General features: G+C 69.5%; 20 protein-coding genes. 10 read left to right on the top strand and 10 right to left on the bottom strand.

The genetic code is table 11. From position 1 onward, the window contains the following. The first annotated feature begins 426 nt into the window (after nt 1-426). From Psi02_RS19740 to Psi02_RS19725, 4 genes are read left to right on the top strand one after another with little or no spacing between them, the layout of a single operon-like run. Nucleotides 427-1,515 carry a sugar ABC transporter substrate-binding protein gene (locus Psi02_RS19740; protein ID WP_203976201.1) on the top strand — a complete coding sequence of 363 codons (1,089 nt, stop codon included), beginning with the start codon at nt 427-429 and terminating at the stop codon, nt 1,513-1,515. After that, nucleotides 1,516-2,235 carry an ATP-binding cassette domain-containing protein gene (locus Psi02_RS19735; RefSeq protein WP_203976199.1) on the top strand — a complete coding sequence of 240 codons (720 nt, stop codon included), beginning with the start codon at nt 1,516-1,518 and terminating at the stop codon, nt 2,233-2,235. After that, the gene (locus Psi02_RS19730; RefSeq protein WP_203976197.1) at nt 2,232-3,419 is read left to right on the top strand and encodes a sugar ABC transporter permease; all 1,188 of its coding nucleotides are present in this window, start codon (nt 2,232-2,234) and stop codon (nt 3,417-3,419) included. The genes Psi02_RS19735 and Psi02_RS19730 overlap by 4 nt, the downstream gene beginning before the upstream one ends. After that, complete coding sequence (locus Psi02_RS19725) at nt 3,416-4,483, top strand: ROK family protein (RefSeq protein ID WP_203976195.1); 1,068 nt, start codon at nt 3,416-3,418, stop codon at nt 4,481-4,483. The genes Psi02_RS19730 and Psi02_RS19725 overlap by 4 nt, the downstream gene beginning before the upstream one ends. Nucleotides 4,484-4,532: 49 nt before the next feature. Here the strand turns inward: Psi02_RS19725 and Psi02_RS40730 are convergent, their stop codons facing one another. Then, entirely contained in the window at nt 4,533-4,661 is a 129-nt protein-coding gene (locus tag Psi02_RS40730) for a hypothetical protein (RefSeq protein ID WP_275409602.1), read from the bottom strand. A 421-nt stretch (nt 4,662-5,082) separates the two neighbouring features. Then, nucleotides 5,083-6,672, bottom strand: coding sequence for a phosphoglycerate dehydrogenase (gene serA / locus Psi02_RS19720; RefSeq protein ID WP_203976193.1), 1,590 nt, complete (start codon nt 6,670-6,672; stop codon nt 5,083-5,085). 312 nt (nt 6,673-6,984) lie between these two features. On the opposite strand from serA, the gene Psi02_RS19715 reads away from it, so the two are divergent. Both Psi02_RS19715 and Psi02_RS19710 read left to right on the top strand, forming a co-directional pair. Further along, nucleotides 6,985-7,848, top strand: coding sequence for a hypothetical protein (locus tag Psi02_RS19715; RefSeq protein ID WP_203976191.1), 864 nt, complete (start codon nt 6,985-6,987; stop codon nt 7,846-7,848). Between the two features lie 76 nt (nt 7,849-7,924). Further along, the gene (locus Psi02_RS19710) at nt 7,925-9,310 is read left to right on the top strand and encodes an MFS transporter (RefSeq protein WP_203976189.1); all 1,386 of its coding nucleotides are present in this window, start codon (nt 7,925-7,927) and stop codon (nt 9,308-9,310) included. 16 nt (nt 9,311-9,326) lie between these two features. On the opposite strand, the gene Psi02_RS19705 is transcribed toward Psi02_RS19710, so the two are convergent. Genes Psi02_RS19705 through Psi02_RS19695 form a run of 3 tightly spaced genes read right to left on the bottom strand, consistent with a single transcriptional unit; the run spans nt 9,327 to nt 13,230 of the window. Continuing rightward, nucleotides 9,327-11,942 carry an FtsX-like permease family protein gene (locus tag Psi02_RS19705; RefSeq protein ID WP_203976187.1) on the bottom strand — a complete coding sequence of 872 codons (2,616 nt, stop codon included), beginning with the start codon at nt 11,940-11,942 and terminating at the stop codon, nt 9,327-9,329. Further along, entirely contained in the window at nt 11,939-12,694 is a 756-nt protein-coding gene (locus tag Psi02_RS19700; RefSeq protein WP_203976186.1) for an ABC transporter ATP-binding protein, read from the bottom strand. The genes Psi02_RS19705 and Psi02_RS19700 overlap by 4 nt, the downstream gene beginning before the upstream one ends. Further along, nucleotides 12,691-13,230, bottom strand: a complete 540-nt coding sequence (locus Psi02_RS19695) for a PadR family transcriptional regulator (RefSeq protein ID WP_203976183.1) — start codon at nt 13,228-13,230, stop codon at nt 12,691-12,693. The genes Psi02_RS19700 and Psi02_RS19695 overlap by 4 nt, the downstream gene beginning before the upstream one ends. A 272-nt stretch (nt 13,231-13,502) precedes the next feature. Here Psi02_RS19695 and Psi02_RS19690 point away from each other — a divergent pair, with 272 nt between their 5' ends. From Psi02_RS19690 to dacB, 3 genes are all read left to right on the top strand, one after another. Continuing rightward, the gene (locus Psi02_RS19690) at nt 13,503-14,456 is read left to right on the top strand and encodes a CAP domain-containing protein (RefSeq protein ID WP_203976181.1); all 954 of its coding nucleotides are present in this window, start codon (nt 13,503-13,505) and stop codon (nt 14,454-14,456) included. A gap of 86 nt (nt 14,457-14,542) precedes the next feature. After that, a complete protein-coding gene (locus tag Psi02_RS19685) occupies nt 14,543-15,079 on the top strand; it encodes an FHA domain-containing protein (protein ID WP_203976179.1) in 537 nt (178 codons plus the stop codon). A gap of 96 nt (nt 15,080-15,175) precedes the next feature. Beyond that, entirely contained in the window at nt 15,176-16,723 is a 1,548-nt protein-coding gene (gene dacB / locus Psi02_RS19680) for a D-alanyl-D-alanine carboxypeptidase/D-alanyl-D-alanine endopeptidase (protein WP_203976455.1), read from the top strand. Nucleotides 16,724-16,828: 105 nt separating this feature from the next. Here dacB and ilvC read toward each other — a convergent pair whose 3' ends face one another. The 5 genes from ilvC to Psi02_RS19655 form a co-directional block, all read right to left on the bottom strand. Further along, nucleotides 16,829-17,815, bottom strand: coding sequence for a ketol-acid reductoisomerase (ilvC, locus tag Psi02_RS19675; protein WP_203955710.1), 987 nt, complete (start codon nt 17,813-17,815; stop codon nt 16,829-16,831). A 90-nt stretch (nt 17,816-17,905) separates the two neighbouring features. Next, nucleotides 17,906-18,430 (bottom strand): acetolactate synthase small subunit, encoded by a 525-nt coding sequence (gene ilvN / locus Psi02_RS19670; protein WP_203955636.1) that lies wholly within the window; start codon nt 18,428-18,430, stop codon nt 17,906-17,908. A 49-nt stretch (nt 18,431-18,479) separates the two neighbouring features. Then, on the bottom strand, nt 18,480-20,273 hold the full coding sequence (locus tag Psi02_RS19665; protein WP_203976168.1) for an acetolactate synthase large subunit: 1,794 nt from the start codon (nt 20,271-20,273) through the stop codon (nt 18,480-18,482). Nucleotides 20,274-20,484: 211 nt separating this feature from the next. After that, nucleotides 20,485-23,358 (bottom strand): putative bifunctional diguanylate cyclase/phosphodiesterase, encoded by a 2,874-nt coding sequence (locus Psi02_RS19660; protein WP_239095006.1) that lies wholly within the window; start codon nt 23,356-23,358, stop codon nt 20,485-20,487. A 239-nt stretch (nt 23,359-23,597) separates the two neighbouring features. Continuing rightward, on the bottom strand, nt 23,598-24,530 hold the full coding sequence (locus Psi02_RS19655) for a 2-hydroxyacid dehydrogenase (protein WP_239095005.1): 933 nt from the start codon (nt 24,528-24,530) through the stop codon (nt 23,598-23,600). A gap of 67 nt (nt 24,531-24,597) precedes the next feature. Between Psi02_RS19655 and Psi02_RS19650 the strand changes: the two genes are divergently transcribed. Next, complete coding sequence (locus Psi02_RS19650; protein WP_203976166.1) at nt 24,598-25,761, top strand: PQQ-dependent sugar dehydrogenase; 1,164 nt, start codon at nt 24,598-24,600, stop codon at nt 25,759-25,761. Nucleotides 25,762-25,874 lie beyond the last annotated feature (113 nt).

Raw genomic sequence — 25,874 nt, 5'->3', positions numbered from 1 at the left:
GCCTGTGGGCGGATCTCGTAGAGCAGCGCGGCACGGCCCGCGTTGCCGGTGCGCAGGCCGACAGGGCGGACCAGCTTGGCACGCTCCAGATCGGCGAGCGCCACGGAGATCGTCGGCTTGGACAACCCGGTGGCCTGAGCGAGCTCGGGCCGGGAGACCTTGCCGAGCCGGAAGATCTCGCCGAACACCGCCCGCTCGTTCATCACCCTGAGCAGGCTGGTCGTGTTGGCGGTCCCGCCGCTCATACTCACCACGTTCCCAAGGTTGACATACCCGCCGCGGAAGGCGGGCCAGTTGATCATCAATGGATCGCCCTGCACCATGCGGCCTCCGCGAACGTGATCTTCCCCAACCCCTAGTCATTCCACCTGATAGTAAATTACCTTTCTTATCAACCCTCCGGGTCGTGAGAAAGGATCGTGTCCAATGCGTCGAGGAATGCTGGCCATATCCGCCGCGGCGCTTCTGCTCGCCGCGGCCTGCGGGAACGGTTCGACCACGGGCGCCACGCAGTCCGGGGAGAAGGGCGGCGACGGCAAGACCATCGCCCTCTTCCTGCCCGAGTCGAAGACGACCCGCTACGAAGCGTTCGACCGGCCGCTGTTCGAGGCGAAGGTGAAGGCGCTCTGCGCCGACTGCAAACTCCTCTACTCCAACGCCGACCAGGACGCCACCAAACAGCAGCAGCAGGTCGAGGCCGCCCTCACCCAGGGCGCCGACGTGCTGGTGCTCGACGCGGTCGACGCCGCGGCCGTGGCGCCGCTGGTCAACCAGGCCAAGCAGAAGAACGTGCCGGTCATCGCGTACGACCGGCTGATCTCCGGCATCGGCTACGAGTACTACGTGTCGTTCAACAACGTCCGGGTCGGCGAGATGCAGGGGCAGGGCCTGCTGGACGCGCTGACCGCGAAGGGGACGGTGGACAAGGGCCAGATCGTGATGATCCACGGCTCGCCGACCGACCCCAGTTCGGCCGACTACAAGAAGGGCGCGCACAACGTCCTCGACGGCAAGGTCAAGATCGGCCGGGAGTTCGACACCCCCGACTGGAGCCCCGACAAGGCGCAGCAGGAGATGGAGCAGGCCATCACCGCCCTGGGCCGCGACAGCATCGTGGGCGTCCTGTCCGCCAACGACGGCATGGCCAGCGGCGCGATCGCCGCCATGAAGCGCGCCGGCTACAGCTCCATGCCGCCGATCACCGGTCAGGACTCCGAGCTCGCTGCCGTGCAGCGGATCCTGAGCGGCGACCAGTACATGACCATCTACCTCGACATCAGGGCCGAGGCGGAGAAGTCGGCCGAGCTGGCGGTCGCGGTGGCCAAGGGCGAGAAGCCCGCGGCGCCCACGACCGTGGACAACGGCACGGCGAGTGTCCCGTCGTTCCTGCTCGACCCCATCCCCGTCACCGCGGACAAGATCGCCGGGACCATCGTCAAGGACGGTTTCTACAAGGCGTCCGACATCTGCACGCCGGAGCTCAAGGACGCGTGCGCGAAGGCGGGCATCCAGTAGATGATCTCCGCGAAAGACGTGTCCAAGCGTTACGGCGCGGTCCAGGCTCTCCAGGACGTGAGCCTGGACCTGCACCCCGGCGAGGTGGTCGCCCTGGTCGGGGACAACGGCGCCGGCAAGTCGACACTGGTGAAGGTCATCGCCGGCGTGATCGGCCCCGACTCCGGGGGCGTCGCGATCGACGGCGAGCCCGCGCACATCGGCGACCCCCATGACGCGCAGCGGCTCGGCATCTCGACCGTCTACCAGGACCTCGCGCTCTGCGAGAACCTCGACGTCGTGGCCAACCTCTTCCTCGGCTCCGAGTTGCGGAAGAGGTCGGTGCTGAGCCACATCCGGATGGAACGATCCGCGCGCGACCTGCTGACCTCCCTCGACGTGCGCATCCGCGACATCAGGGTGCCCGTGGCGATGCTCTCCGGCGGCCAGCGCCAGTCGGTGGCCATCGCCCGCGCGCTGATCGGCGAGCCTCGCCTGGTCATCCTGGACGAGCCGACCGCCGCGCTGGGAGTCGAGCAGACCGCCCAGGTCCTCGACCTCATCAGGCGGCTGCGCGAGCGCGGCCTCGCCGTGCTGCTCATCTCCCACAACCTCGCCGACGTCCGCGCGGTCAGCGACCGCGTCGTCGTGCTGCGCCTCGGCCGCAACGCCGGCGAGTTCCGCACGGCCGACGCCACCCAGGAGTCGATCGTGGCCGCCATCACCGGAGCCGCCGCATGAACGCCGCCACGGTCACGCGCAAGCCGTACACACCGAAGGAGGCGGTCGAGCGCCTGCGGCACGGGGATCTCGGCGCCTGGCCGGTGGTCGGCGCCCTGATCGCGATCGCCGTGGTCTTCGGGTCCCTCAACGAGCACTTCCTGTCCCCGGAGAACCTCACCAACCTGGCGCTGCAGATGGCGGCGACGGGGACGATCTCACTCGGCATCATCATGGTGCTGCTGCTGGGCGAGATCGACCTGTCCGCGGGTTCGGTCAGCGGCCTGTGCGCCGTCGTCATGGCCATCCTGTCCGTACGGCAGGGCTGGAACCCGATCCTGGCGATCGTCGTCGCCCTGGCGGCCGGGGCTCTGGTCGGCCTCCTGCACGGGATCATGTTCACCCGGCTCAGGATGCCGTCGTTCGTCGTGACGCTCGCGGGCCTGATCGGCTGGCAGGGCCTGCTGCTCTACCTGCTCGGCGAGGGCGGCATCGTCAACCTGCCCTTCGACGGCTTCGTGGCGAAGCTGAGCGACACGTGGCTGCCGCCCTGGCTGGCCTGGCTCATCGTCGCGATGCTGGTCCTGGTCTCCGGAGGGTCGAGCCTGATCAACCGGCGACTGCGGCTCGCGGCGGAGCTTCCGGTGCCGCCGGCGTGGTGGACCGCCGTCAAGATCGGCGGCCTCACGCTGGTGCTGGCGGGAGCGGTCCTGGTCATGTCGGCCGACCGGGGCGTGCCGCTCCTGCTGGTGATCTTCGGGACGCTCGTGGTCGCCTTCGACCTCGTGCTCCGGCACACGGCGTTCGGCCGGTGGATGTACGCCGTAGGCGGCAACGTCGAGGCGGCCCGGCGGGCGGGCATCAGCGTCACCCGGATCCGGGTGCTGGCGTTCGTCCTGTCCTCCACACTGGCGGCCTTCGGCGGCATCCTGTCGGCGAGCCGGCTGTCGGCCGTCAACCAGGGCTCCGGCGGCAGCGACATCCTCCTCATGGCGATCGCCGCGGCGGTCATCGGCGGCACGTCGCTGTTCGGCGGCCGGGGGCGGACCTACGCGGCGCTGCTGGGCATCCTGGTCATCCAGTCGATCACGAACGGCATGTACCTGCTGAGCGTGGACTCCTCCGTCCGGTACATGGTCACCGCGGCGGTCCTCGCCCTCGCCGTGGCCATCGACTCGCTCGCCCGGCGCGGCAGCACTCCGTGAGCGACAGCACGCAACCGCTTCCCTACGTGCTGGGCATCGACTTCGGGGGCACCAAGGTGGCGCTCACCGTGGCACCGCTGAGTGCCGCGGGAGTGCCCCCCGGGGTCGCTTCCGGGGTCTCCGGAGCTTCCGGAGCTTCCGGAGCGGCTCCTGATGCCGCGCCGGGAACGGAGCGTGGAACGGCTCTGCCCGTGACGCGCCTGGAGACCCGCGGCTTCGAGGGAGCGGCCGAGGTGGTGCGCCGCACCGTGCTGGCCTGCCGTTCCCTGCTCGCCTCGCAGCCCGGGGACCTGGTCGCCGTCGGCGTGTCCACCTTCGGCATCGTCCGCGACGGCGTCGTACGGCTCGCGCCCAACGTGCCGGGATGGGAGGGGCTGCCGCTGCCCGGTCTGCTGCGGGAGGAGTTCGGCGGGACGCCGGTGTTCGTGGCCAACGACGTGAAGGCCGCGACGGCCGCCGAGCTCCGGTGGGGCAACCTCGCGGGAGTACGTGACGGGATCTACCTCAACCTCGGCACCGGGCTCGCGGCCGGCCTCGTCGTCGACGGCAGGGTGACCCGGGGTGCGCACGGCGCCGCAGGCGAGATCGCCTACCTCGCCCGCCATGCGGACGACCTGCGCGTGCCACGGCCGGCCGCAGGACCCGGCGGGGTGACGGAACGGCAGCAGGAGGTGTCCGAGCCCGCCGCGGCCCGGGCGCATCTGGAGGAGTACATCTCCGGGGTCGCGCTGGCCGAGCGCGGCACCGAACTGCTCGGCAGTCCGGTGACCGCGGCCCAGTTGTTCGAGCGCGGCGACGAGCCACGCGTGCGGACCCTGCTCGACGACGCCTTCGACGCGCTGGGGCTCGCCCTTGCCAATCTCTGCGTCGCGCTCGACCCGTCCCGCGTCGTGGTCGGGGGCGGCATGATGGGCGCGGCCTCGTTGATCATGCCCCACCTGCGCGAGGCCGTACGGCAGGCCGTGCCGTACCCGCCGGAGATCGTGGCGGCCCGTTTCGTGGACGACGCACCCCTCTACGGGGCACTCGCCTTGGCACTGGACGGGGACACGCCGGCCGGTTAGACCGGCCGGCCGATCCCCGTGATGACCACCCCTCGATCGGGTGAGACGTTCAGCGCTGCGGCGAGCCGCCGTTGTCACGCCGGTCGAGGGCGGTCTGCAGCGCTGCGGTGGCCTCGTCTTCGGCGTCTTCCGGGCGGTTCCAGGGATACATCTCGTACATGGCGGATCTCATCTCCAAGAAAGGAATGCTGGGAGGCGGATTCCGGTCGCGAACCCGGGGGGCTCATGACTTTCGGGCTCCGGCGCGGATCACGCGTCTTGGAACCGAGAAGCCATCGGCCGGCACACGCCGCACACCGCGGCGGGTCGCCGGCCTGCCATGATCAGGCCCCGCCGCGGCAGGTAAGGAGTACGAACACCTGGCGCGTCATCACCAGCCAGGTTACCCCAGTATCTTGTAGGACGACCTAGCATCTCACTTGTTGAGACGAAATCCCTGGGGCATCACCGGCCTGACCAGCCACATCAGGAACCCTCGCATCCCGAGCCTCGGCCGCACCCCATGGGAAGACGAGCGGAGAAAAACGAACAGGGAGCCGATCGGCGATCGGCTCCCTGTCCCATGTGTTCTCCGGCGACCGCGCGGCCGCCGGCCGTGCTCAGTCCTCCAGGTCGACCGTACGGCCGCTGTCGGCGCCGATCTCGGCGCCGATCTGCTCCACGACGTCGGACGGGATGGCCGAGTCGACGGTGAGCGCGATGAGGGCCTTGCCGCCCTTCACGTTCCGGGAGACCTGCATGGAGGCGATGTTGACGCCGTGCTCGCCGAGCAGGCGGCCGACGATGCCCACGATGCCGGGCCGGTCGGTGTAGGTGAAGAACGCCAGGTGGTCGGTGGGCTCGATCTCCATCGCGAAGCCGTTGACCTCGACGATCTTGGTGATCTGCCGGGGGCCGGACAGCGTGCCGGAGACCGACACCGTGCGGCCGTCGGCGAGCACGCCCCTGACGGTGATGAGGTTGCGCCAGTCGGGGCTCTCCCCGCTGGTCACCAGCTCGACCACCACGCCGCGGTCCTTCGCGAGCAGCGGGGCGTTGACGTAAGTCACCGCGTCCGTCACGACGTCGGTGAAGACGCCCTTGAGGGCGGCCAGCTCCAGCACGCGCACGTCCTGGGAGGCGATCTCCCCGCGCACCTCCACGTCGAGCCTGGTCGCCACCTCGCCCGCGAGGGCCGTGAAGATGCGGCCGAGCCTCTCGGTGAGCGGCAGGCCCGGCTTGACGTCCTCGGCGACGGCGCCGCCCTGGACGTTCACGGCGTCCGGGACGAACTCGCCGGCGAGGGCGAGCTTCACGCTGCGGGCGACCTGAGTGCCGGCCTTCTCCTGGGCCTCGTGGGTCGAGGCGCCGAGGTGCGGCGTGACCACGACCCGGTCCAACTCGAACAGCGGGCTGTCGGTGCAGGGCTCCTTGGCGAACACGTCGATGCCCGCACCGGCGACGCGGCCCTCCTTGATGGCGGCGTAGAGGGCGTTCTCGTCGATGATGCCGCCGCGGGCGACGTTGATCAGACGCACGGAGGGCTTGACCAGGTGCAGCTCTCGGTCGCCGATGAGACCGACGGTCTCCTTCGACTTCGGCAGGTGCACGGTGATGAAGTCGGCCTTCTCGAGGACCTCTTCGAGGGAGACGAGCTGGACGCCCATCTGGGCGGCGCGGGCCGGCTGCAGGTAGGGGTCGTAGGCGATGAGCTCGACGCCGAACGGCTGCAGGCGCTGCGCGACCAGCTGACCGATCTTCCCGAGGCCGAGGATGCCGACGACCTTGCCGTCGAGCTCGACACCGGTGTACTTGGAGCGCTTCCACTCGCCGTCCTTGAGCGCGGCGTGACCCTGGGCGACGTTGCGGGCGCTGGCGAGGATGAGGGCGATGGTGTGCTCGGCCGCGCTGGTGATGTTGGAGGTCGGGGCGTTGACCACCATGACACCGGCCTTGGTGGCCGCCTCGACGTCCACGTTGTCGAGTCCGACGCCCGCGCGGGCGACGACTCGCAGCTTCGGCGCCGCGGCCACGGCCTCCGCGTCGATCTGGGTGGCGCTGCGGACGATCACGGCGTCCACGTCGGCGAGTGCGGGCAGCAACTGCGCCCGGTCCGCGCCGTCGGTATGGCGGACCTCGAAGTCCGCGCCGAGGACGGCGAGACCCGCATCGGAGAGCTCTTCTGCGACAAGTACGACGGGCCTGTTCACTGGTCAGTCCTTCGAAGTGCGACGGCTCGGACACGCGCGAGTCTAGCCGGAGCTTGTGAAAGCTCTCACGAGCGATCCGCCATCCGAGACGGAACCCGCGTCGATTCCACGAAGACGGGGCTTCGCGTGAACGGAGACGGGGGCTCGTGTGACCACAGAGAAGGGTGAGACCTATGCCGATGTGGGCACTAGTGGGGTTGTTTACCCAACTTGGACCGGTCCTATCCGTACAAGGGTCGTCTTGGTATTGATAGCACCCAATCTTGACGATTAGCCTGCTTAAGCCATGGTTCTCTACCTATCGTTCAGCATATGAGCATCGGGAACCCCTCCCTCGGCGAAGTGCTCGCGCAGCACGGCGGACCCCAGGAGCTGCTTGCGGCTCTGGCGGAATGGGGCATCCTCGTTGCCGTACGGCCAGACCGCTCCGTGGTGCTTGGGACGACCCAGAACGGCGAGCGGGTTCTGCTGGGCTACACCGGGCCCGCGACTTACGCGCGCCACAACGGCAGCCACTCACTGTCGGTCTGCGACGCCGACACCATCCTCGACATCCAGCGCGTCACCGGAGTCCGGGAAATCGTCATCGACGCGGCCGGTCCCGCTGCGGCGGCCGTGCCGATCGAAGACCTCCAGCGGCATCTCCGGACGACCCGCACCGGCCCGACACCCGCGCTGAACAGGCAGTCGGCCCCCGTTCCCGCGGCGTACGCCACGGGAGCGATGGCGGCGATCACGAGTTCGCACCTGCCGCGGAGCGCTCCCGTTCCCGTCCCGGCTCCGGTGTCCTCGTCCTGGGTCCCCGCGCCGCGGCAGCACACGTCGGGCGCCGCCCCCGTGGTCGACCCCAGCTACCGCCGGACGAGTCATCCGATCCTGCCCGCCCTCCGGGTGGCGATCGGAGAGATGCTCCGCGACTTCCCGCTGGTCCACCACGTGTGGATCTCCGAGGCGCGCACCGCCGCCGGCTCGTCGGGGATCATGCTGCACGTCAAGGTGCACACGCCCTCCGCGGACGACATCGTCAAGAGCCTGCACCGACGGGTCCGGGCCCAGCTGCCGCAACTCGCGGCCAGCGAGGCGCCCGCGCTCATGGCCCGCGTGGCGGACTCCCACACCGAACGCCGGATGATCGAACTCGGCGCGCACGTCGTCTGCGCCGACGTCACGGACTGACGGCGCGCCTCTCTCGTACCCCGATTGCGATCTAGAAAGCCTTCCGGTCGGGCGCTTGCTCGGCTTGAATGACGGCATGGTTTCCGCGACGGCCAGGCCCCCCTCGAACGTGACCACCGGCGTGCGCCTCGGGTATGCCGTCGGCTCGTTCTGCTCGGCGAACTTCACGACCATTCCCGGTCTGCTGCTGCTGATCTACATGACCGACGTGCTCGCCGTGCCCGCCCTGCTCGCCGGCGTCGTGGTCTTCCTCCCCAAGGCATGGGACCTGATCGCCAACCCGCTCGTCGGTCAGTGGTCGGACCGTACGACGTCGCGATGGGGGCCGCGGCGCCCGTGGCTGCTCGCCGGCGCGGCCGTCCTCCCGCTGTTCTTCGCCCTGATGTTCCTCGGCCCCCCGCTCAAGGGCACCTCGGCCGGGATCTTCGTGGGCGTGATGTTCCTGATCGCGGCCACCGGGTTCGCCCTGTACGAGGTTCCGTACAAGGCGATGCCGGCCGAGATGACCAGCAACTATCACGAGCGGACCTCGTTGCTGCAGTGGCGGATGGTCTTCATCGCCATCTCGATCGGGCTGAGCGGGATCGTCGCGCCGCTCATCGCCGGTCACACCGTGGACGGCTACCGCATGATGGGGATCATCTTCGCGGTGATCCTCCTCGCGGCCATGATCGGCTCCTTCTACGGCACGGCCCGTGCCCCGTTCACCGGCCAGCAGCAGTCGGCGGGAGGCACACTGCGGGCGCAGGTGCGGGCCGCGCGGACGTCGAAGCCGTTCATGTGGCTGCTCGGGCTCAGCTCCGCTCAGACCCTCGCAGCGGGTGTGATGCTGGCGGGCGCTCCGTACTTCGCGGCGTACACACTGGACGACCCGGACGCGAAGGTCACCCTCTTCGCCGCTCTCGTCGCGCCCATGCTGGTGACGATGCCGCTGTGGGTGTGGCTGGCCCGCAGGCTCGACAAGCGCGGTGCGATGATCCTCGCCGCGTCACTGTTCGCGATCGGTGACATCCTGGCCGTCGGGGCCCCCGCTCTGGGCTCGCTGTACGCCCACCTGGCCGTGGTGGTGGTCGGCGTCGGTTACGCGGGGCTGCAACTCCTCCAGTTCTCCATGCTGGCCGACGTGATCGCCTATGACGGAGCGGTCAGCGGTGAGCGCAGAGGCGGCGTCTTCACCGGCCTGTGGACCGCCGCCGAGAACGCCGTCGCCGCCTTCGGCGCGACCATCTACGGCGCCACCCTCGCCGTGGGCGGCTTCATCTCCTCCGACCCCGAGAACCCGGTGACCCAGCCGGAGAGCGCGCACACCGCCGTCATCGTCGGCCTCACCGCCATCCCCGCCGTGATCACCATCGCGAGCATCTGGATGACCCTGAAGTACGACCTGACCGCCGACCGCCTGGCCGCGATCACCACTTCGGAACCGGAGAAGACCTCCGAGACGGCGGCGCCGGAGGCCTGACACCGCCGTCAGGCCGTCAGGCCGGCCTGCGCCGGGGAGCCGGAAGCCGTGACCTGGTGAACACGCCGCAGACGAGCGCGGCGAGCAGCGGAAGCCCCACCACCAGCAGCGCGATCAGGCTCCACGGGACGATGATCACAGGGGTCGCCGGTTGCGGCGTGAGGGGGAGACCGTCGGCGCCGAAGAGTGGCCGGGACGCGCGCGCGTGAGGCCGCGGCCATCCGGCCGCGACGCCGGCCACGAGCCCGGCGAGCACCCCGATGACCGCGCCCGCGAGCGCGATGACCAACGCCTGCCCGGCCTTCACCCGCCGCCTCATGCGAGGTGCGGCACCCACCGCCGACATGACCGCCAGATCGGGCTTGGCCTCCGCCGCCGCGAGGCCTGTGGAGACGAAGGTCATGCCGAGGACCAGGACCGCCGCGGCCGCGCCCAGAGTCAACAGAATCGGCCTGTCGTCCGGAGGTTGGGGCACCTCAAGCCTGCCCGTCACCTGCGGACTCATCTGGCCGACGTCGGAAAGCAGCCGACGCGCCGCCGCGGGTACAACGCGGTAGCTTGCGGGATCGACCACGAGGAGCGCCGTATCGGTCGCGTAACCCTGCTTCTTGGCCGTTTCGGGAGAGATGACGACGCGTGCCCAGCCCTGCCCCGTCGCCCGCACGGAGACGGCGGGCAGAGTCAGCTCGGCATCATTGATGTCGGAGTCCGAGGTCGTGAGACCGATGTGCACCTTCCCGTTGCGGACGTCCCCCGGATTCAGCGCGACGGCCTTCCCGGCGCGGAGGGCGGACGCGGCGGAGGAGTCCTCGCGGCCGAGCACATAGCGCAACAACCGCTCGTCACCGACGAGCAGGCCGCCGTTGCCGCTGGGATCCACCGTCTCGATGCCCGTTGTCGACTCAGGGTGGTCGGGATCGCGAGGCGGGACGTCGACGAGAAACAGCTCACTCGACGAGGTCACCAGGGCCTTGGCCTCGATGACCGGCGCACCGGCGGGGAGCGCGGCATGGACTTGCGCACGGACGCGGTCCCACAGCTCTGGCCCCAGTTCTTGGCCGCGGATCCACAACGCTCCCGGGGGACCCTGGGGATAGTCGAAGCCGAAGACCGGCGGGGCGGACAAGTTGCTTCGCGACGCCACACCCAGTGCCGTGAACAGCGTGACGGCGGCCATGACGGCGGCGACCGCGGGAACCGTACGGCCACGGTTGCGCGCCGCGTCCCGCACCGCGAATCGGAGCGAGAACGGCAACACGCCCGCCAGACGGCCCGCCTGGGCGATCAGCCAGGGCAGTACTGCGAGGAGTCCGAGCTGGGTGAGCAGAGCGGCGCTGGCGATCCACGCGACGCTGTACCGTGCGCCCACGGCGGTGCCGGTCAGGCCGGCGACGATGAGCACCAGTCCCAGCACCGGCCGGCCCGCCCGGTCCCGGCCTGGGGTCCGCCTGCCGGTGAGGACCGCGATCATGTCCGTCCGGCTCGCGCGCTGTGCGGGCGCGAGAGAGGCGAGCAGTCCGGCTGCGACGCCCATCGCCATGATGATCGCGACCACCGTCCACGGGACTGAGATCGACTCCTCCAGGCTGTCGGAACCGACCGCGAGCGAGGGCTTCACGAGGGCCGCCACGCCGATGCCCAGTACCGCACCGATCATCGAAGCACAGACCCCGAAGAGCAGCCCGTCGGCGAGCGCGATCCTTTTGAGTTGCCGCGGCGAACCGCCCTGCGCGCCGATGAGGGCGAACTCTCTCGACCGCCGCCGCTGGCCCACCGCGAACGCGGGCCCCGCGAGCAGAACCACCTCCAGCAGCATCATCGCGATCCAAGGAACCGGCTCGAGATCTACGCTGTTATCGCTCGAGGTCACGACCTGCTGCGACTCATCGGGCGCGGCCGGGCTGACGACGTCCGCGCCTCGCGCGGCGAGCCTCCGGGCTTCCGCCCGGGACACAGGCTTGGGGGTGTCGACCATCCAAAAGGTCGTCCCTCCCGGCCCTGCGTCATCCAGGATGCCGACGGGCAGGCTGCCGGGAAACCCGACGAAGTCGGGCGGCCAGCCCAGGGGCATGAGAACGTCCCCCACGACGCGTAGTGGCACCCGTTGCCGACCGGCGAAGAAGGTTTGGCCGATCCCCGGCGCGCTGGAAGGTCCCTGGTTCATGACGGTGTTCACGACGATCTCGCCCGGCGCCGCGGGCAACCGCCCGTCGAGCAGGCGATAGGTTCCGCGGAAGAGCGGATCACGCAGGTCCGCCTGATTGACCATGTCCGATCTGAAGCCCTGGGGCGTCAGGTAACGAATGAACCCTTGATCCATCTGAACCGCCCGGGTACCGGGCCCGAACATCTCGATGACCTCGGCCGCCGTGAACGGCCTCGCTTTCGGTGGTGCGTCCCCACTCTCGTCCTCAGCGGCCTGGGCCAGGTCTGGGGAGCCCGACACCACGGCGTCGGCCTGGCCGAGAGGCACGCCGGAGTGGTCATCGATCGTGCTGTCGAACGCGGCGCTCGCCACAAAAGTCGCGATGAGGACCGGCAGCGCGATCATCGTGAGGATCAGTGCGCTGCGTCGTTTGGAGCGCCACGCGTTCCTGCGGGAGATCCTGAGGGCGGCCCTGAATGCGCTCATCGCGCGGTCACCAGTCCTGCCGTGGCCGAGTCCACGATCTGCCCGTCCCGCAGGAACACCACCCGATCGGCCCACCCGGCGTAGCGAGGCTCATGAGTGACCAGGAGGACGGCCGCACCGGCATCGGCCCTGGCACGGAGCAGGCGTAAGATGTCGTCACCCGTCGCGGTGTCGAGCGCGCCGGTCGGCTCGTCCGCCAGGATCAGCCGACGCTCCCCCACCAGCGCGCGGGCGATGGCGACCCGCTGACGCTGACCTCCCGACAGCTCGTCGGGGAAACGGTCGCCCAGGTCCGCGACGCCGATCTCGCCGAGCACCGCCAGTGCCTCCTTCCGCGCCTTCCCCGTACGGACCCCGTCCAGCTCCCTCGGCAACATGACGTTCTCCACCGCCGTCAGGGACGGAATGAGGTTGAGGTCCTGGAAGACATAGCCCACGCGCCTCCTGCGCAAGGCGGCCAGCCGAGGCGGTGACAGCAGGTCGAGAGGCTCCCCCTCCACCACGACTCGTCCGGACGTCGCCCGGTCGAGGCCGCCGACGATGTTGAGCAACGTGGACTTCCCCGACCCCGACGGCCCCATCACCGCGATGAGCTCACCCGCCACGATCTCCAGACTGACCTCTTTCAACGCGTGGACGGCCTGCGCCCCCTCCTGGTGAACGCGGCCGACGTCGGCCAATTCCACAACAAGATCACGACCCGGATCTTCCTCGACGACAGATGGAACGGGGGACGGATCACGATCGATCATGGTTCTTCCTGGGGGTGCTGAAGGGATCTACGGGAGAGGACGGCCTCACAGTGGTCGAGCCAGCGCAACTCGGCCTCGGCCTGGAAGATCTTGGAATCGAGGATCAGCGTCTGTGCGACGTCGAGCGGAGAGTCCAGACCGCGCTTGCTCCGGGTGAGTTCCTGCAGGGTCCGCATGGTGGCGGTCCGTTGGGCCTGGACGACCTCGGCCACATCGACATCCTGGGTGGTGACCGCCATGGCGAGCTTGATGGCGAGCTCGTCACGCGGCCGCTCGGTCTGCGTGATGGGCGTGGCGAACCACCGCCCGACCTCCGTCGCTCCGTCCGGAGTGATCGAGTAGACGATCCGGCCCTGCTCGTCCTGCTCGCCGGGCTCGACGAGACCGTCCCGCTCCATGCGGGCCAGCGTCGTGTAGACCTGGCCGATGTTCAGCGGCCAGGTCGCCCCCGTCGACGCCTCGAACTCGGCGCGCAACTGGTAGCCGTGACGCGACCCCTGGCTGAGCAGAGCGAGCAGTCCGTGTCGGATCGACATGAATACTGAGTATGCATACTCAGTATTCATTCGGCAACCCCCCGAGGAGATCGGGCACCCCTTCGCGCGCGCCACGGCCACGCGTGCAACCGCTGGAGAAAACGTTCCAGGAGCCATCCGGAGGCTGCGTCCGGAGTGGCTCATGTGATCTCTGAGGCGGTCCCACTTGGGCGATATTTCAGAGAGACGAGTGATTTAGCAGGACAAACGTCATCCGAGCGCCCCATAATGGCGATTTGCATCCAGCGTCGAACCCCCACTGGAGAAAGATCGTGAAGAGAGCGCTCGGAGCGATCCTGTGCGTCGGAAGTCTCGCGGCCTGTGGAGGCCAGGCGGCTTCCACCCCCACCACGGCGCCCGTCGCCAACGCGCAGGCCGAGGTCTCCGCCACCCCCACACCGACGCCGTCCCCCTCTCCCTCCCCCAGTTCGACAGCGGGGAAGGACTGCCGGGTGTTCGCGGGAGTGCCGTCCCGCGCTTCTGACGGGAAGGTCCGTGCGGCGGGTTCGCGTGCCGGCTGCGTCGACAAGGCGACCTTCCAGGTTCGCGTCTGGAAGGTCCAGCCGGGGAACGACCGCATGACGAAGAGCGGCTCCAAGGTCATCCGGAACGCGCGGGTGACGATCGCCCTCCCCTGCGCGAACGGCCTGTTCTACACGACCGTCTCCGACCACAAGGGACACACGGGCACGTCGAAGCAGGTCCGCGTGGCCTGCCCCGCGCCTCCCGCGAGCAGCGGCTCCGCTGGCGGCTCGACTCCCTCAGGCGGGACCTCCGGCGGCACCTCGGGATCGGGCGGATCGTCGACGGGCGGGTCCTCGGGCGGATCTTCGTCGTCGGGCGTCGGCACGGCCGTGGAGCAGGAGGTCGTGCGCCTCACCAACGTCGAGCGCGCCAAGGCCGGCTGCCGTCCGCTCAAGGCCAATGCGAAGCTCCGCGCCGCGGCGTTCGGCCATTCGGCCGACATGTCCGCGAAGAACTACTTCGACCACGACTCCAAGGACGGCAGGACGTTCGTCGACCGCATCAAGGCGGCCGGTTACTCGTTCTCCGCGGCCGCCGAGAACATTGCCAAGGGCTACAGCAGCGCCGCCGCCGTCGTGGACGGCTGGATGAACAGCTCCGGGCATCGGGCGAACATTCTGAACTGCACCTACACGGAGATCGGCGTCGGGTACGCCAAGGCCGGCGGGCCGTACTGGACCCAGGACTTCGGAAAGCCCTGACCAAACAGCGGGTAACAGCACCCCAAAAAGGAGAGAATGCAGGGATCTTCTGGACACTCCGCGCGCATGCGTCGGATACTCCAGTCATGAGTTCTCCCCCGGTCCGCGCCTCTGACGGGGATCGCGAGCGCGCGCTCAGCGAGCTTCGCGACCGCGCCGCCGAGGGACGCCTGTCCATGGAGACCTTCGTCGGCCGAGTCGACATGGCGTTGCGGGCACGGAGCCGCGGCGAGCTGGACGAGCTGATCGCCGACCTGCCTCACCGCGGCCGCTGGCGCAGACGCATCACCGAGGCCGTCGGCTCGGTGTCGGATTTCACCCACCGGGTCGAGGCCGCGTGGCGACGGCCGCGCCTTCCCCGGCTGGCCCTGCCCGTGGACAACCGCGCCCGGTATGTCGTCGGTAGGGGAACGGGATGCGATCTCGTGCTGACCGACCTGACGGTCTCGCGGGTCCACGCCGAGTTGCGCAAGGACTCCGACGATTCCTGGATGCTCGTCGACCTGGGTTCCATGAACGGGACCAGACTGAACGGCTGGCGGCTGGCCGGGCCTGCCAGGGTTCGGACGGGCGACGAGATAGCCTTCGGTGACTGCGCCTTCCTGGTGGCCGCCCAAGCCTGATCACGCCTGATCCGGGAACAGATACGCATATTTCCGTATTGAGGCGCAGTCGAGAATTCTCAATGATCGCGAAAGACCTATCATTGGGGGTTGATCGTGCGGTCATCACGACGAAGCTCGATCGTGCTCGCGTGCGCGGTTCTCGTGGCGGGGATCGCGGGTTCCGGCGTTCCGGCGAGCGCTCTCGATCCGGCGCCCGGGGTCAGCGACCTGACGCATGACATCGACCAGATCCTCAGCGACCCCCGGCTCACGACCGCTCAGGCCGGGGTGGTCGTGAAGAGCGCGGAGACCGGCGAGGACCTCTACTCGCTGCGGCCGGGCAAGCTGTTCATCCCGGCGTCCAACACGAAGCTGCTCACCTCGGCCGCCGCGGTCGAGACGCTCGGCCTGGACTACCGGTTCAGCACCAAGGTCCTCACGACATCGAAGCCGGGGCGCTCGATCAAGGGCGACCTCGTGCTCAAGGGAACGGGCGACCCCACCATGCTGGCCGCCGACTACGACGCGCTGGCCGCGAAGGTCGCCCGGTCGGGGGTCAAGGAGGTCACCGGCCGTCTACTCGCCGACGACACCTGGTTCGACGACGTACGGCTCGGCGCCGACTGGACCTGGGACGACGAGCCGTACTACTACGCGGGCCAGATCTCAGCACTGACCACCTCGCCCGACACCGACTACGACGCGGGATCGGTGATCGTCTCGGCGGACCCGGGAAGCGCGCCGGGCACGCCCGCCAAGATCTCCACCACGCCCGCCACCGACTACCTGAAGATCGTCAACAAGGCGGTCACCGGGACGACCACCGACGCGAACATCGTCCGTGAACACGGCACCAACACCGTCGTGATCACCGGCACCGTGGCCGACCGGTACGAGGACTGGATCTCGGTGTGGGACCCCACGCTCTACACGGCGTCGCTGTTCCGGGCCGCCCTCGCCGAGCACGGAGTGCGCGTCCACGGTCCCACCGTTCGCGGGGCCGCCCCCAGCGGTTCGACGACCGTGGCCGACCATGAATCGATGCCGCTCAGCAAGCTTCTCGTCCCGTTCATGAAGCTGAGCAACAACATGCACGCGGAGATCCTGACCAAGGCGATGGGCCGGAAGATGTCCGGCCAGGGCACCTGGCCCGCCGGACTCGCGGTCACCTCGGCGTTCGCGCAGGCCAACGGGGTTCCCACGGCACGGCTCCGCGACGGCTCCGGCCTGTCCAGGATCGACGGCCTGACGCCGTCGGGCATCGCCTCACTGCTCGTGACCCTCAAGGGCAAGCCCTGGTTCCAGACCTGGTACGACGCGCTGCCCGTCGCGGGCGAAAGCGAGCGGTTCGTCGGCGGGACGCTCAGCAGCAGGATGGTGGGCACTCCCGCGGCGGGGAACGTGCATGCCAAGACCGGGTCGCTGACCAGCGTCTCGGCGTTGTCGGGCTATGTGACCAGCGCCGACGGCGAGCCCCTCGTCTTCTCCGTGATCTCCAACGGCTACCTCTCCGGGGCGCCCAAGGACCTGGAGGACAAGATCGCCGTCCGGCTGGCCGAGTTCAAGCGGTCGACCGCCGTCGACGGCGCCTCGGTCCTCCGGGTGAACCCGCCCGCGGGTGGCGACCTGGAGTGTTCGTGGCTCAAGCCCGTCCAGTGCTGAGCCGTACCGGCGCGGGGTGGGTGAACGCGCGACGCGGCGCCGCCGAGGTCGGCGGCGCCGCGTCGCACTGCGTCACGCTGCCGGCGCGAGCGCCGGCGCTGCGGGCTACTCGCCCTTCAGCCAGCTCATCATCGGGCGCAGCTTGGCGCCGGTCTGCTCGATCGGGTGACCGGCGAGCTCCTCGCGGTACTTGTTGAAGTTGCCCTGGCCGGAGTCGAACTCCTCGACCAGCTCGCGGGCGAAGCGGCCGTCCTGGACCTCGTCGAGGATGCGGCGCATCTCCTTCTTGGTCTCCGGGTTGACCACGCGCGGGCCCCGCGTGTAGCCGCCGTACTCGGCGGTGTCGGAGACCGACCAGTACATCTTGGACAGGCCGCCCTCGTACATCAGGTCCACGATCAGCTTCATCTCGTGAAGGCACTCGAAGTAGGCGACCTCGGGCTGGTAGCCCGCCTCGATCAGCGTCTCGAACCCGGCCTTGATGAGCTCGGACACGCCGCCGCAGAGCACGGCCTGCTCGCCGAACAGGTCGGTCTCCGTCTCCTCGGTGAAGGTCGTCTTCAGCGCGCCCGCGCGGGTGCCGCCGATGCCCTTGGCGTACGACAGGACCAGCGGCCACGCGTTGCCGGTGGCGTCGCGCTCGACGGCGACGAGGACCGGAACGCCGCGGCCGGCCGCGTACTGCCGGCGGACGAGGTGGCCCGGGCCCTTGGGCGCGACCATGGCGACGTCGACGCCCTCCGGCGCCTCGATGAGGCCGTACCGGATGTTGAGGCCGTGCCCGAAGAACAGCGCGTCACCCTCGACCAGGTTCGGCGCGACATGCTCGGCGTACAGATGCCGCTGGATGTGGTCGGGCGCGAGGATCATCGTGAGGTCGGCCTCTTCGACGGCCTCAGAGGGCGTCAGCACGCGCAGGCCGTCGGCCTCCGCCTTCTCCCGGCTCTTCGAGCCCTCGAGCAGCCCCACCCGGACGTCCACACCGGAGTCACGCAGGCTCAGCGCGTGGGCGTGACCCTGGCTTCCGTATCCGAGGACGGCGACGTGGCGGTCCTGAATGATCGACAGGTCGGCGTCGTCGTCATAGTAGATCTCAGTCACTTGCTTGCCTTTCGGAATCGGATGGTCGCGCTCGCTCGGCACGGGCCCGACCACGTGCGTACGGCTGTGCGGCGCGTACGGCTATGCGATGCGGTCGAGCGCCCGCAACGAACGATCGGTGATGGAACGGGCACCCCGGCCGACGGCCACCATGCCCGACTGCACAAGCTCCTTGATGCCGTACGGCTCGAGGACCTTGACGAACGCGGCCAGCTTGTCGGTCGTGCCGGTGACCTCGATCGTCACCGCGTCCGGGGCCACGTCGACGCAGCGGGCGCGGAACAGGTTCACCAGCTCCAGGACGTGGGACCGGCTCTCCGAGTCGGTCCTCACCTTGATCAGCATCAGCTCGCGCTGCACCGACTGGACGTTGTCCAACTCAACGATCTTGAGGACGTTGACCAGCTTGTTGAGCTGCTTGGTGACCTGCTCGAGAGGGAGGTCCTCCACGTTGACCACGATGGTCATCCGCGAGATGTCGTGGTGCTCGGTCGGGCCGACGGCCAGGGAGTCGATGTTGAACCCGCGCCGGCTGAACAGCGCGGCGACCCGCGCCAGGACTCCCGGCTTGTTCTCGACCAGCACGGACAGCGTGTGACGGCTCATGCCACCCTCCTCATGGCGCCTTCGGCGCAGGCCCCGTTGCCCCGCTCGCTCATTCTTCGCTCTCCCACTTCGGCGCCATGTCACGGGCGTACTTGATGTCGTCGTTGCTGGTGCCGGCCGCGACCATCGGCCAGACCATCGCGTCCTGATGGACGACGAAGTCGATCACCACAGGCACGTCGTTGATCTCCATGGCCTTGCGGATGGTGGCGTCGACGTCCTCCGGCCGCTCGCAGCGCAGACCGACGCATCCGTATGCCTCGGCCAGCTTCACGAAGTCCGGAATCCTCTTGACCCTCTGCAGGTCGGTGTTGGAATAACGCTGGTCGTAGAACAGCGTCTGCCACTGCCTGACCATGCCGAGGTTACCGTTGTTGATGAGCGCGATCTTGACCGGCACGCCCTCGATCGCGCAGGTGGCGAGCTCCTGGTTGGTCATCTGGAAGCACCCGTCGCCGTCCACGGCCCACACCGTGGCGTCCGGCCGTCCCATCTTGGCGCCCATCGCGGCGGGGACGGCGAAGCCCATCGTGCCCGCGCCGCCCGAGTTGATGAACGACCCCGGGTTCTCGTATCCGATGAACTGCGCGGCCCACATCTGGTGCTGGCCGACGCCCGCCACGTAGAACGCGTCCGGGCCGACGATGGCGCTCAGCCGCTCCATGACGTACTGCGGAGCGAGTGATCCGTCGGCGAACTGCTCGTAACCGAGGGGGTAGGTCTTCTTGTAGTCGTTGAGCAGCTTCCACCATTCGGAGTAGTCGCCCCTGCGGCCCTCGTTGTGCTCGTTGCGCATGGTCGTGACCAGGTCGCCGATCACCTCGCGGCAGTCGCCCACGATCGGCACGTCCGCGTGGCGGTTCTTCGAGATCTCCGCCGGGTCGATGTCGGCGTGGATGACCTTGGCGTTCGGCGCGAAGCTGGACAACTGGCCGGTCACCCGGTCGTCGAACCGCGTGCCCAGCGCGATCAGCAGGTCGGAGCGCTGCAGGGCGCCGACCGCGGAGACACTGCCGTGCATGCCCGGCATGCCCATGTGCTGCGGGTGGCTGTCGGGGAACGTCCCCCGGGCCATCAGCGTGGTGACGACGGGAATGCCGGTCAGCTCGGCGAGCTCGATCAGCTCGGCCGACGCCCCCGCGCGGTGCACGCCGCCGCCGACGTACAGGACCGGGCGCTTGGCCTCGATCATCAGCTTCGCGGCCTCACGGATCTGCTTGGAGTGCGGCCGGGTGACGGGACGGTAGCCCGGAAGCTGCATGACCGGCGGCCACGAGAACTCCATCATGTCCTGCAGCGCGTCCTTGGCGATGTCCACCAGCACCGGCCCCGGACGGCCGGTCGAGGCGATGTGGAACGCCTCCGCGATGGTCCTGGGGATGTCCGCGGCCTCGGTGACGAGGAAGTTGTGCTTGGTGATCGGCATGGTGATGCCGGAGATGTCCGCCTCCTGGAAGGCGTCGGTCCCGATCAGCTGGGACGCCACCTGGCCCGTGATCGCGACGATCGGCACCGAGTCCATGTAGGCGTCCGCGATCGGGGTGACCAGGTTGGTGGCCCCCGGACCGCTGGTCGCCATGCAGACCCCCACCTTGCCGGTGGCCTGGGCGTATCCCTCAGCAGCGTGGCCGGCGCCCTGCTCGTGCCGTACAAGCACGTGCCGGACCTTGACCGAGTCGTAGAGGGGATCGTAGGCGGGGAGTACCGCGCCGCCCGGGATCCCGAACACCGTGTCGACCCCAACGTGTTCCAGGGCTCTCACGAGGGCCTGGGCACCTGTCATCTGTTCGGTCATCGGCTCGTTCCTTGTGGCTGAGCTTGTCTGCTGGGATTGCGCTGGCATAAAAAACGCCCCAATCCGCTGAGCGGAGCTGGGGCGCGCGCAGGACCGAGACTTCGTCAGGCTGCGCGCCTGCGAAGTACTACGAGGATCCCATCGCGATGCATGGCTACACCATGTCCGATCCCCGGCCCTCACGTCAAATCATCTGGGACGGATATCTCAGCATCCGGGATGGTGCCTGCTCTTGCCTCGCCTGAGGCGAGGCAAGAGGTCACGCGGTGTTCTGCAGGGGCGTGCGCATGAGGGAGTCGACGCCGCGGGCCGCCATGGGGCGCCCGACCAGGTAACCCTGACCACGGGTGCAGCCCATTTCACGCAGCAGTTCGAGCTGCTCGGGGCGCTCGATCCCCTCAGCGACGACGATCAGGCCGAGATCATGGCCGAGCCGTACGATCGTGCGGGTCAGCAGGGTGAGGGTCTCGTCCCGTCCGAGGCCTGAGACGAACGACGGGTCGATCTTGATCATGTCCACGGGCAGTTGGCGGAGGAACGCCAGCGACGCGTAGCCGGTGCCGAAGTCGTCGATGGCCAGCCGTACGCCGAGAGCCCGTAGCTGCGACAGCTTGTTGATCGTGTCCTCGGCGTCCTCGACGAGCATCTCCTCGATGACTTCGAGGGTCAGCGCGCTCGCGGGCAGGCCGCTCTCCGCGAGCGCCTGGGAGACGGTCTCGACGAACCGGGGAGCGGTGATCTGGCGCAGGGACAGGTTGAGCGACAGGCCGATGTCGAGCGACGAGGCCCGCCAGGCGGCCACTTCGTTGCACGCCTCGCGGAGGATCCATTCGCTCAGCGGAACGATGAGGCCGGTGTCCTCGGCCGGCCCGAGGAACTGCTCGGGCGGGACGAACGTGTTTCCCCGCCACCACCGGACCAGCGCCTCGACCGCCGTGACGCGGGAGGTCGCCAGGTCGACGACGGGCTGGTATTCGACGGCGAACTGATTGTCGAGCAGGGCCCTCTGGAGGTCGGCCGCGATCTCCAGCCGGCGGACGACGTCGGCGTGCATGTGCGCGGCGAACACCTCGACCCGCCTGCCGCCCAGTTCCTTCGCACGGGACATCGCGACGTCGGCGTTGCGGAGGAGGTCGCCCGCGGACAGGCCGTCCTCGGCGAACGCGACGCCCACGCTGGCGGTGAGGGCCATGTCGCGGTCCGCCACCCGGAAGGGCTCGGACGACACCGCGCGCACCAGACGTTCCGCCAGGTCGATCGCGGTCTGGGCGTCCGAGCCGGTGGAGACGCCGCCTTCCAGCAACACCGCGAACTCGTCGCCGCCCCAGCGGGCCAGCGTGTCGTCGGCCCGTACGGCGGAGCGGAGCCTGCGTGCGGCCTGGCCGAGCAGGTAGTCGCCGCTCGCGTGGCCGACCGAGTCGTTGACCCCGGTGAAGCCGTCGAGGTCCAGGAAGATCACAGCGGTACGGCCAGAGCCGCGGCGGGCGAGGACCTCCCGTGCGCGTTCCTCGAAGTAGGCCCGGTTGGGCAGGCCCGTGACACCGTCATGGAAGGTCAGGTGGGTGACCTGGTTCCGCAGGGCCACCTGGTCGCTCATGTCCCGGACGCTGACGAGGATCTGGTCCTCGTTCCTGACGTCTCGCGTGGCGACCGACTCGGTCGGCCGCCAGGTGCCGTCCGCCGCCCGGACCCGGCAGGCGATCCGGCAGGTCCCGGGCCCATCGGGCCCGTCGTCCTCGGAGGTCATTCGCCGCAGCAGCGCCTGGATGCCGGGCACGTCCTCGGGGTGGATGTAGTCGAACATCGGGCGGCCCTCGAGATCGTCGGGGCAGTAGCCGTACGTCTCCTGGACGGCCGCGCCGATCTCCCTGATGACGCCGTCGTGATCGCACACGAGAACGAGGTCACCCGTGTTCTCCGCCAGCTGGCGCAGTTGCCGCTCGCCGACGTCGACGAGGCGGCGCATCCCCGCGGTCTCCACCAGGAGCACGAACAGCCGGCCGAGCAGGACGAGGACGACGGAGGCGGCGATGGCGGACAGGGCCGCGTCCCGGTTGCCGCTGATCGCCTGGACGGCGACCGCGACGGTGGCGACGCCCACGAGCACGAGCGGCGTGGCGGCCGTGAGCGCGATCGGCAGAGGCCTGCGAAGGCGCCGCTGGTCGAGCCATGGCGCGACGGCGAGCACGAGGAAGGCGGCCGGCGCGATGAGGACCGTCGCCAGAGGCGGGTCGTCTCCGCTGAGCCGGGCGAGGGCGGTGCTCACCTCGGCCACGGTGATCGCGCCGAGCACGATCACGCCGGCGAGACCCACGACGCGGCCTCCCGAGCGGGCGGCGGCCACGGCGGGCGCCACCGCGCAGGCCGCGAAAAGGCAGACGATCGGCAGCGCAAGCGTGGAGAAGAACGCTCCGGGCTCCTCCGCCTTCTGGAAGGCGGGGCCGAGGAGGAGGACCCAGCCCACGGTGAAGATCGACGCGGCGCCCAGATAGGCGTCGGCGGCCTGCCGGAACGCGCTCCTGCTGTAGGCGGAGGGAGTCACAGCGACCCCGCAACCGATCGCCATCAACACGGATCCGACGAGAAGCAGCAGGTCAGCGAAAGTGAGAACGAAAGGGGTGCCGTCGGCCACCGGGCGCAGGCCGATGCCGACGAGCCAGGTCAGCGTCCCCACCGCCAGCCAACGCCAGGCGGCGGGCCGCGGCCGTTGCCCCGGCTGTGCACGGAAGGCGGCCAGGAACAGCGAGAAGGCGGCGAGAAGGCCGGCGGCGACGCCGGCCACGGCGGCGATGATGGACGGGGAGCCTCCGCCGATCAACGCAGCGGCGAGCCCCACCGCGCCGAGTCCGGCCGCGGCGGTGAGCGAACCCCTCGGGTTGCGCCTGCCGTCCACGCGAATCGCCCCTGTGTCCCTTGTCCCTGCGGCCGTCTGTGCGGCCGTCTGCGTAACCGTCTCCGCGGCCGTCGCCTCATGGCCTGGTTCGGCGGCGTCGGACGCCACCGCGTCCGCTTCCGCCGTCCCCGGTGGCTCCGTGTCCGGTGCCGGTACGTCCGAAGCCGGTACGTCCGGCGCCGTCGCCTCCGGAGATGGAGCCGCGTCGGCGTCGTCGCGCCCGGCGGGGTGTGACGTCACTGCCCCTCCCGTCCTCGACCCGGCTTTACTCTCCATGTCACATGGCCAGTCTGCGCACAGCGCCTGATCCGTAAGGCGACAACCAGTGAGTCGTCACCGATCTGATAACCGGCCACGCGCGACGAGGTTCACCGTACGCACTACAGGTCACGGAGCAGCCACGTTCCGGATTCCTTAATGGACCAGTCAGGACCGCCAGTCAAGTCCCTGGTCGCTCGTGTCGTCTCGACGGCGAGCGCTCAGTAATGACCCGTGATCATGTTAGCGAGTCTCTCGCCGGTCACGTATCTGATGACCTGAGAGCGCACGAGTTCTCGTGTCCGCCGTACGGATGCGGGGGTGCTGCCGGCGACATGCGGTGTGATGAAGGCTCCGGGCGCGGTCCACAGGGGATGGTCCTGGGGCAGCGGCTCCGGGGAGGTGACGTCGAGGGCGGCGCGCAGGCGCCCGCTCTCGAGTTCGGCGACCAGAGCGTCGGTGTCGACGACGGTGCCCCGTGCCGCGTTCACGAGCACGGCCCCGTCCCGCATCCGCGCGAGGAATCGGGCGTCCACCATGCCCACGGTGCCGGCCGTCACCGGGACGAGCAGGACGACGACGTCGGCCGAGGGCAGCAGAGCGGGAAGCTCGTCCTCCCCGTGGACGTTCTCGCGCGCGGTCCTGGCCACGCGGACGACGTCGACCTCGAACCCGGCGAGGCGGCGTTCCACGGCCTCGCCGATCGAGCCGTACCCCACGATGAGAACGGTGGCGCCGTCGAGGACGCCGGTGTGGTGGTAGGTCCACTCGCGCCGAGCCTGGGCCGCGGCGAACCCGGGGAACTCCCGGAGCACGGCGATCGCCGCGCCGACGATCCACTCGGCGGTCCCCGCGTCATGGACGCCACGGGCGTTGCAGAGCATCGCGTGCTCCGGAACATGCGGGAGGTACGCCTCGACGCCGGCGGTCACGGTCTGCAGCAGGCGCAGTCCGGTCATCCGGCCGAGCAGCCCGGGGGTGCCGGGCACCGGGACGAGCGGCGGCACCCAGATCTCCACCTCATCGGGCGGGCCGGGCAGCGCTCCCCTGCCGTCGTAGACGGCGCACTCGATCTCCGGAGGATCGTCCGGCAACTCCTTGGGCAGATCGGACAGCACGTCGGCGAGGTCCTGCGAGGCGACCCAGATCTTCACAAGAACAAACCTAGGGAACCTCCGCGGCGAAACGCGAGTATGGAAGGGACGAGGGAGGTCACGAAACATGGTGAAGACGGGCCGATTCGCACGATGGGCGTCGCCGGTGGCGGTGGCCGTGGCGATCACGGCGGTAACGGCATGCTCGGCTGCGCCGGAGCAGCCTGGCGGGGCCGCGCCGGGTCAGGGCACGACGCCGGGACACGCGGGCGGGGCCCTGACGCCCGGCCCGCTGACCGGATCGGCGCCGGCGCAGGTCTCCGGGGCGCCGCGCACCCTGGTGACGGATCTCGCCGTGCCCTGGGCCATCGCGTTCCTGCCGGGCGGCGACGCGCTCGTGACGGAGAGGGACTCGGCCAAGGTGGTCCGGGTCACTCCGAAGGGGCAGGTCACGAACGTGGGCGTGATCGACGGCGTCTCCCCGAGTGGGGAGGGCGGCCTCCTCGGCGTGGCCGTGTCCCCGGGCTTCGCGACGGATCACTACGTCTTCGTGTACTTCTCGGCCGACGGCGACAACCGGGTGGTCAGATACCGGTACGACGGCGGCCTGTCCGACCCCGTCCCGCTCGTCACGGGCATCCCGAGGGGGTCGATCCACAACGGGGGGCGCCTGGCCTTCGGCCCCGACGGCTACCTCTACGCGTCGACCGGCGAGACCGGCGAGCGCGGGCTCTCCCAGGACAGGAACTCCCTGGCCGGCAAGATCCTGCGGATGACGGTGGACGGCAAGCCCGCGCCCGGCAACCCCTTCGGCAGCCTGGTCTGGTCGTACGGCCATCGCAACGTCCAGGGGCTGGCCTGGGACTCCAGCGGTCACATGTACGCCACGGAGTTCGGCCAGAACACCTACGACGAGGTCAACCTGATCGAGAAGGGCCATAACTACGGCTGGCCCGACGTCGAGGGCATGGGCGGGGACGGCAAGTACACCGACCCGCTGCTCACCTGGTCGACCGACGAGGCCTCGCCGTCGGGGCTCGCCTACGCCGACGGCTCCCTGTGGGCGGCGGCACTGCGCGGCCAGCGGCTGTGGCGGATCCCGCTGAGCGCGGACGGCAAGGCCGGACGGCCGCAAGCCCTCTACACCGGGGAGTACGGCCGGCTGCGCGCGGTGGCCACCGCCCCCGACGGGACGTTGTGGGTCGGGACCAGCAACAAGGACGGCCGTGGGTCTCCCCGCCGGGGCGACGACCGCATTCTCGTGGTGCCGACCGGGAACTCGGCCGGCTGATCATGCGCGGGCGCCCTCGGGGGCGGGCGCCTTGTGCATGATCACGGCAGGTGTCGGTGCAGGTCAGGCGTGGTGATCTCGACTTTGCGCATGATCACGAACTGGATCGGCGC

The organism is Planotetraspora silvatica, assembly GCF_016863315.1.
Taxonomy (GTDB): Bacteria; Actinomycetota; Actinomycetes; order Streptosporangiales; family Streptosporangiaceae; genus Planotetraspora; species Planotetraspora silvatica.
The sequence above is the reverse complement of the archived record's forward strand: the minus strand, read 5'-3'. Positions and strand labels throughout refer to the sequence as shown.